Here is a 7,159-nt window from a genome sequence, read left to right on the forward strand (position 1 = left end):
AATCTCTTCGGCCTTCTCTCGTTTTCCAGCCATCGCTGATCCTCCAATTGCGGGACAAATCTATCCCAGTTGGTGGACCACTTTCAGGGGGCAACTCCATGAGCCTCGATCCGGAGCATGTACGGCTGGATCGGCTGAACGCGGGTGCCCCGTTTCTGAAGGTGCACGAGGTCGACACGCTCGATGCGGTGATCGGCTCCGTCGTCCCAGGCTCGGCGCGTATCGAAAACGGTCGCGGCATTGCGCAGGTCCGGATTTCTGAGCGCGCCGATGTCGAGCCGATCTGGCGCGATATCCAGGCGGGCCATATCCGCGCGGTCTCCATCGGTTACCAGGTCCACCGCTTCGAGGTCTCCAAACCCGAAGCGGCCCGCGAGCTTTGGCGCGCGGTGGACTGGACGCCCTTCGAGATCTCCGCCGTGCCCGTTGGTGCGGATCCCGCCGCGGGGTTTCGCGCCCAATCCCCCCTTCACGACTGCGTCCTTCATCGCCGGGACGTCCCATCCACCACCACAGGAGCCATCCCGATGACGGACAAACCCAAAGACCCGGCCGATGCGGCCAACGAAACCCCCAGCGACGACAATGCTGTCGAGGACACCACGATGACAGAACCCAAGACACCCGACACAGAGCCGAAGGTTGCTGCCGCTGAGACCCGCGTGCAGCCCAAGTCTCAGAAACCCGACGTCGCTCCCGCACCCGACACCGAGACGGTCGCGACCCGCGCGCGCGAAATCGAGCGCGACCGCGTTTCCACGATCTACGATCTGGCCGGGCGGCTGAACTTCGAGCGCAGCTTTGCCGAGGATCTGGTGAAACGGGGCACCGACGTCGATGAGGCCCGGCGTCTGATCCTCGATCAGGTGGCCGCAAAATCCGAGGAAACCCGCACCTTCAGCCAGGTATCGATCCCGCTCGGCGGCCGCAATGAGGCGATCACTCGCCGCGACGCAGTGGCCAACGCGCTGCTGCACCGCTACAGCCCGACGCTGTTTCAGCTTGAGGATGCCGCGCGCCAGTATCGCGGCATGACGCTCATGGAGCTGGCCCGCGAGAGCCTCGGAAATGCCGGGGTCAATACGCGCGGCCTGTCGCGTGATGAGGTGGCAACGCGCGCGCTGCACTCGACGTCTGATTTCCCCGAGATCCTGTCGGCGGTGACCAACAAGACCCTGCGGCAGGCCTATGATGCCTATCCCCGCACGTTCATGCTGTTCTGCCGCCAGGTGCTGGCGACCGACTTCAAGGCCATGCACCGGGTGCAGCTTGGCGAGGCCCCGCAGCTGCTCGAGGTCGGCGAGAGCGGCGAGTTCAAGCGCGGCACGCTCGGCGAGAGCAAGGAGAGCTACAAGGTCAAGACCTATGGCCGGGTGGTCGCGATCACCCGCCAGACGCTGATCAACGACGATCTCGACGCCTTCACCCGGATCCCGGCGATGTACGGCAACTCCATCGCCCAGCTGGAGTCGGACGTGGTATGGGGCATCATCACAGCCAACCCGGCGATGGCCGACGGCAACGCGCTCTTCCACACCACCCACAAGAACCTTGCGGGCACCGGTGCAGCGCTCGATGTGACCAGCGTCGGTGCGGCGCGGGCCGCCATGGCCAAGCAGACGGGGCTAGACAAGAAAACGGTGCTCAACGTGCGGCCTGCCTTCCTGATCGTGCCCGCTTCGCTGGAACTGAAGGCCGAGCAGCTGGTTGCCCAGAACCTCGTGCCCGCGGCGACGTCCAGCGTGGTGCCGCAGTCGATCCGGACCCTCGCGCCGATCAGCGAGCCCCGGCTCGACACCGCGAGCGAGACCGCCTGGTATCTGGCGGCCAGCCCCAACCAGATCGACACCATCGAGAACGCTTATCTCGAGGGTCAGCAAGGCGCGTACATCGAGACGCGCAACGGCTTCGACGTCGACGGGGTCGAGATCAAGTGCCGCCTCGACTTCGGCGCCAAGGCCATCGACTGGCGCGGCCTCTACAAGAACCCGGGCGCGTAATCCGCACCCCATCCTGAACCCTGACACACGGGCGGTCCTCACGGGCCGCCTTTCGTCTTTCCACAAGGATCCCCATCATGAAAAACTACGTCCAGCCCGGCAACACCATCACCCTGACCGCGCCCTATGCCGTGACCTCCGGCGACGGCCTGCTCGTTGGCTCCATCTTCGGCATCGCATCCGGGGACGCTGCTCTGAACGATCCTGTCGAAGCCGCCCTGACCGGTGTGTTCGACATCACCAAGGTCGGTTCGCAGGCCTGGACCGTCGGCGCCAAGGTCTATTGGGACGACACCAACAAGCGCACCACGAGCGTGGCCACATCCAACACGTTGATCGGCGTAGCGACCGAAGCCGTGGCAGGCGGGGCCGGTGACACCATCGGCCGCGTGCGCCTGAATGCGGCGTTCTGATGACTGCTTTTGCCGCCATCGTTGATGCGCTGTTCGCCGATCCGAACATGGGACGCGAAGCGGTCTACATCGCCGATGGTGGAACGCCAGTGCTGGTACGTATCGTCTCGCGGCAGGCCGATGCGATCACCGACTTCGGTGATGCGCGGCTCTGGTCAGAGACAACCCGGATCGACCTGCGCGTAGCCGATGTCGTGGGCCCACGCCCCGGCGACCGCGTGGAGATCGACGGCGATGCCTTCCTGATCCAGGGCGAGCCTGTCCGTGATCGCGAGCGGCTTGTCTGGACTGTGGATCTGCGGCCGGCTTGACCGCGATGAAGCTGAAGCTGGACATCACGCCCGATCTCGTCGCCGCAATGGCCGCGGAAGTAAAGGCAGGCGAGAAGGCCGTGACCAGCGCCATGCGCGAGGCCGGAACAGGGCTCAAGACCGCCTGGCGCGGCCAGATCACCGGCGCGGGGCTCGGCCGGCGGCTCGCCAACTCGATCCGGAGCCAGACTTACCCGAAGGCGGGAGAGAGCCTGAACGCGGCGGCGCTCGTCTGGTCGAAGGCCCCGGTCATCGTCGGCGCCCACGACACCGGGCCTCTCATCCGCTCGAAGGAGGGGTTCTGGCTTGCTATCCCGACCGAGGCCGCCGGGCGGGGCCTGCGCGGCGCCAAGCTCACCCCTGGCGAATGGGAACGCCGCCGGGGGCTGCGTCTCCGCTTCGTCTACCGCCGGCGCGGGCCGAGCTTGCTCGTCGCCGACCGCGCCCGCATCAACAAACGCGGCCAGGCGGTGGAGTCGCGTTCGAAGACCGGGCGCAACCAGGTCACCGCGCCGATCTTCCTGGTCGTCCCGCAGGTGAAGCTTCCGAAGCAGCTGGACCTCGACAGGGATGCAGAGCGGGCGCTCGACAGCGTGCCGGGGTTGCTCGTGGCGAACTGGGTGGAGGTGAAGATGTAGCGCCAGCAATGCGGATGAAGCCGACATTGTGTTGATGCCGCCGCTGCTGTGCTATGAATGCAGGAAAATATTCGCCCGGGGACAAGTGATGGCTGAATTCTCGATCCAGAACCATGTGATACACTACGCAGAAGCCGGACAGGGCGAGGCGGTCGTCCTGCTGCATGGAGGCGGCAGCAGCAGTCGTCAATGGGGGACGCTTTCCAAAGCGATAGAATCGCAATTCCACTGCGTTTCACCGGATCTCTACGGACATGGTGCATCATCTGCATGGACAGAACTCGCGCCCCCGACGTTAATGGATTATGCAGCCATCGTCGAAAAAATCCGAGACTTCGTCGGCGAACCATTTCACCTAGTTGGGCATTCGCATGGAGGTGCGGTTGCCATTCGGTATGCGATGCAAAACCCGCAGTCGCTGCAGAGCTTGACGCTGATCGAACCGACGTTGATGCACTTGCTTCGTGTCTTGAGGAATCCGACGTGGCCGGAAGCTGAAGAGCTTGGGACCAAGCACATTTTCGCGGTCTCGCAGGGAAGGTCGGCAGAAATCGCGGATGACTTCTTGCCATACTGGATTGGAGAAACAGCTTGGCAGAGCATGCCCTCCAACCGTCGCGAGGCAATCATTCAGACAATGCCGGCGGTCGCCCAGTTCTGGGCATCAGAATTCGCAGAAGAAACTCAGGCTGAGGCCTACTCACAGATTGCCGTACCAACACTTCTTGTCCGGGGGACGGAAACCAGAATGACCGCGAAAGAGATCGTTTCTCTGCTCTTCGAGCTTCTGCCGGACGCCCGGCTGATTGAAATAGCAGGTGCCGGTCACATGGCCCCTTTGACGCATGCCAATGACGTCAACGAAGCCATTACGCGACATATTGCGGCAAACAGCGTCATGCCCTCTTCGCAGTGAAGCAAGCACTTGATGCGCCCATGTGCCGGTCGGTGAGCCGCTCCTACGGGAATTCTGGGCATGTATGTGCTATGTTCTTGCTCAACACATTTCTCAACAATCAATAGGGGGAGGAACATGGCCGGAGATCAAAAAGGACTCGAAGAGACGCTCGACCCGGAAGATTGGGAAACGATGCGCCGCCTCTCGTACCGAATTGTCGATGACGCGATAGAGCACCTGCGTAGCGTCCGCGACAGGCCCGTCTGGCAGCAGATGCCGGCCGAGGTTTTGGACGGGTATCAGGAGGGCGTTCCCGAAGCTCCCGAACCTTTGGAAAAGACATACGACCTGATCACAAAAAACCTGCTTCCCTATTCACTGGGAAACATCCACCCGCGCTATTGGATGTGGTACATGGGGTCTGGGAGCTACGCGGGAGCGCTGGCGGAATTCCTTGCGGCCATTGACGGCTCCAACGTTGGAGGCGGAAACATGGCGGCCTCCGAGATGGACCGTCAGGTCGTGGGGTGGTTGAAGGAAATGATGGGCTTTCCGACCTCGGCCAGCGGCACCTTGGTCAGCGGCGGCACAATGGCGAATCTGATTGCGCTAAATGTCGCGCGCAATGCGAACGCAGGCGTGGACCTCAGGCGCGAGAGCATCTCGTCCATGCCGCAGCCCCAGCGCTTTTATGCTTCAGATCAGGCTCACAGCTGTCATGGGAAGGCGCTCGGTGTTCTCGGCCTTGGAGAGAACGCCTTGCAAAAAATCCGTTCCGATAGCCGCACCTGCCGGATTGATTTGTCCGCGCTGGCGACGGCGGTATCGGAGGATCGCTCGAACGGAGTCATGCCGGCCTGCGTGATTGCAACGGCTGGTTCCGTCAATTCGGGTGCCATTGATGATCTGACGGCTATAGCCGAGTTCTGCGAAAGAGAGGGGCTCTGGTTTCATATTGACGGCTGCATAGGAGCCTTGGTCAGGATCGCGCCCCGGAACCGCCACTTGGTAGAGGGGCTGGAGCGTGCGGACTCGGTTGCCCTCGATCCTCACAAATGGCTGCATGTGCCGTTTGAAGCCGGGTGTGTCATCATTCGCGATGCGGAGCTGCATCGCCGGACTTTTTCCGTCACCGCTGAGTATCTCGAGGAGTTCGAGCGCGGCATCGCGCCCAAGGAGTACCTTCACGCTTACAATATTCAGACATCCCGAGGCTTCCGCGCGCTGAAGGTCTGGATGACGCTGCGACACTACGGGGTCGAAAAACTTGGGCGCCTTATCGACCAGAATATCTCGCAGGCCGCGTATCTGCGTGACATGATCGTAGCTTCAAACGACCTTGAGCTCATGGCGCCGGTTCTTCTCAACATCGTCTGCTTTCGGTTCAGGACGGACAACCATTCCGAAGACGAACTCAGGCACATCAACACGGAGATCATGCTGCGTCTTCAGGAGAAAGGCATCGCGGCGCCATCCGATACGACAATTGCAGGCCGCCACTGCCTTCGGGTAGCGATCGTCAATCATCGTACCCGCAAGGATGACCTCGATCTCCTGGTTGCTGAGGTTCGGCGTATCGGCACCGAGATCATCGCAGAGGGGGCGATCGACCAGCTGGAAAAAGGCACGCCGTAAGACTTAGACCAGTTCCCGTTCCTGAGACCGGCTAAATTTGGTCGGCGCACAAGATCAGACGTGGTTCATTGTCCGCATTGAGCTCAAGGCTGAGCTTCTTCGCATCCTTACCTTCGTAGTTGCAAATGCCCACCCCCCGCGAAACCATCCTCGCCGCGCTGCACGCGCGGCTTTCAGCGCTGCCCGCCACCGCCCTGCGCGGCGAGGTGTTGCCCGAGCGTGTGCCGGCCGAGGGGCTGCTGATCCTGCGCGACGGCGAACCAGGCGAGCCGGAGGTCACGCTGTCGCCGCTGCGCTACCACTATCAGCACCGTGCCGAGATCGAGGCGGTCGTCCAAGGCGCAGCCCGTGACGCCGCCTTCGACACGCTGACCGCCAGCATCGGCGCGGCGCTCGCGGCCGACCGGACGTTGGGCGGGCTCTGCGACTGGGTCGAGGCAGAAGCCCCACGGCCGGTCGATTTGGCCGTAGAGAGCGCGGCCAGCCTGAAGGTCGCCGTGATCCCGGTGGTTCTGCACTATTCCACGGCCGACCCGCTCGGCTGATCCCGACAACCCGAGGAGAACACCATGGCACGAGCCCAAGGGGCGCGGGCGCAGATGGCGCTTGCGTTCGAGACGACCTATGGAACGCCGCCCGTGAGCGGCTTCACCCGCATGCCCTTCGCCAGCACCTCGCTCGGCGCCGAGCAGCCGCTGCTGAACTCCGAGCTTCTCGGCTACGGCCGCGATCCGCTGGCGCCGATCAAGGATGCGGTCACGGCCGATGGCGATGTCGTGGTGCCACTCGATGCGGAGGCCTTCGGCTTCTGGCTGAAGGCGGCCTTCGGGGCGCCGACCACCACCGGCACCGGCCCTTGGACGCACGAGTTTCAGTCCGGGTCCTGGACGCTGCCCAGCATGTCGATCGAGACCGGCATGCCCGAGGTGCCGCGTTACGCGATGTATTCCGGCTGCGGGCACTGTCAGAACAACCCAGCTTGAGACGGGGATGGCGATTTTGTAGCGTCCGGCCATGACCAAAAGATCCCCGTTTCGCTATTTCAAGACCAGCCCCGAGATCATCCGGTTGGCGGTTATGCTGTATGTCCGGTTTCCGCTTTCGTTGCGCAACGTCGAGGATCTGCTCCACGAACGCGGGATCGACGTGAGCCACGAAGCCGTGCGATTTTGGTGGCACAGGTTTGGCCCGATGTTCGCCGCCGAGATCCGGAAACGACGGATCCAAGGCATGTGCTCCAGCAAGTGGCGCTGGCATCTTGACG

The 7,159-nt window shown here is 62.8% G+C and carries 7 protein-coding genes and 2 pseudogenes; all 9 read left to right on the forward strand.

Annotation, left to right across the window (positions count from 1 at the left end; translation table 11 throughout):
- Nucleotides 1-98: 98 nt before the first annotated feature.
- Entirely contained in the window at nucleotides 99-2,000 is a 1,902-nt protein-coding gene (locus AVO45_RS10525; protein ID WP_240482118.1) for a prohead protease/major capsid protein fusion protein, read from the forward strand.
- 77 nt (nucleotides 2,001-2,077) lie between these two features.
- Complete coding sequence (locus AVO45_RS10530) at nucleotides 2,078-2,413, forward strand: DUF2190 family protein (RefSeq protein ID WP_068346764.1); 336 nt, start codon at nucleotides 2,078-2,080, stop codon at nucleotides 2,411-2,413.
- Nucleotides 2,413-2,724 (forward strand): head-tail joining protein, encoded by a 312-nt coding sequence (locus AVO45_RS10535; RefSeq protein ID WP_068346766.1) that lies wholly within the window; start codon nucleotides 2,413-2,415, stop codon nucleotides 2,722-2,724. Before AVO45_RS10530 ends, AVO45_RS10535 begins: the two co-directional genes overlap by 1 nt.
- A gap of 5 nt (nucleotides 2,725-2,729) precedes the next feature.
- Complete coding sequence (locus tag AVO45_RS10540; protein WP_068346767.1) at nucleotides 2,730-3,362, forward strand: DUF6441 family protein; 633 nt, start codon at nucleotides 2,730-2,732, stop codon at nucleotides 3,360-3,362.
- 88 nt (nucleotides 3,363-3,450) lie between these two features.
- On the forward strand, nucleotides 3,451-4,278 hold the full coding sequence (locus AVO45_RS10545; RefSeq protein WP_068346769.1) for an alpha/beta fold hydrolase: 828 nt from the start codon (nucleotides 3,451-3,453) through the stop codon (nucleotides 4,276-4,278).
- A 117-nt stretch (nucleotides 4,279-4,395) separates the two neighbouring features.
- Complete coding sequence (locus AVO45_RS10550; protein WP_068346771.1) at nucleotides 4,396-5,895, forward strand: pyridoxal phosphate-dependent decarboxylase family protein; 1,500 nt, start codon at nucleotides 4,396-4,398, stop codon at nucleotides 5,893-5,895.
- A gap of 125 nt (nucleotides 5,896-6,020) precedes the next feature.
- A complete protein-coding gene (locus AVO45_RS10555; protein ID WP_068346773.1) occupies nucleotides 6,021-6,440 on the forward strand; it encodes an acyl-CoA transferase in 420 nt (139 codons plus the stop codon).
- Between the two features lie 24 nt (nucleotides 6,441-6,464).
- Nucleotides 6,465-6,851: pseudogene (locus tag AVO45_RS10560) on the forward strand (phage tail tube protein); the annotation flags it as partial.
- Nucleotides 6,852-6,909: 58 nt separating this feature from the next.
- Nucleotides 6,910-7,159: pseudogene (locus tag AVO45_RS10565) on the forward strand (IS6 family transposase); the annotation flags it as partial.

The organism is Ruegeria marisrubri, assembly GCF_001507595.1.
GTDB classification, from domain to species: domain Bacteria; phylum Pseudomonadota; class Alphaproteobacteria; order Rhodobacterales; family Rhodobacteraceae; genus Ruegeria; species Ruegeria marisrubri.

Excerpts from the sequence above, each read along its gene's own strand:
- AVO45_RS10525 (WP_240482118.1), top strand. The coding sequence starts at position 99 with ATGAGCCTCGATCCGGAGCATGTACGGCTGGATCGGCTGAACGCGGGT.
- AVO45_RS10530 (WP_068346764.1), top strand. The coding sequence starts at position 2,078 with ATGAAAAACTACGTCCAGCCCGGCAACACCATCACCCTGACCGCGCCC.
- AVO45_RS10535 (WP_068346766.1), top strand. The coding sequence starts at position 2,413 with ATGACTGCTTTTGCCGCCATCGTTGATGCGCTGTTCGCCGATCCGAAC.
- AVO45_RS10540 (WP_068346767.1), top strand. The coding sequence starts at position 2,730 with ATGAAGCTGAAGCTGGACATCACGCCCGATCTCGTCGCCGCAATGGCC.
- AVO45_RS10545 (WP_068346769.1), top strand. The coding sequence starts at position 3,451 with ATGGCTGAATTCTCGATCCAGAACCATGTGATACACTACGCAGAAGCC.
- AVO45_RS10550 (WP_068346771.1), top strand. The coding sequence starts at position 4,396 with ATGGCCGGAGATCAAAAAGGACTCGAAGAGACGCTCGACCCGGAAGAT.
- AVO45_RS10555 (WP_068346773.1), top strand. The coding sequence starts at position 6,021 with ATGCCCACCCCCCGCGAAACCATCCTCGCCGCGCTGCACGCGCGGCTT.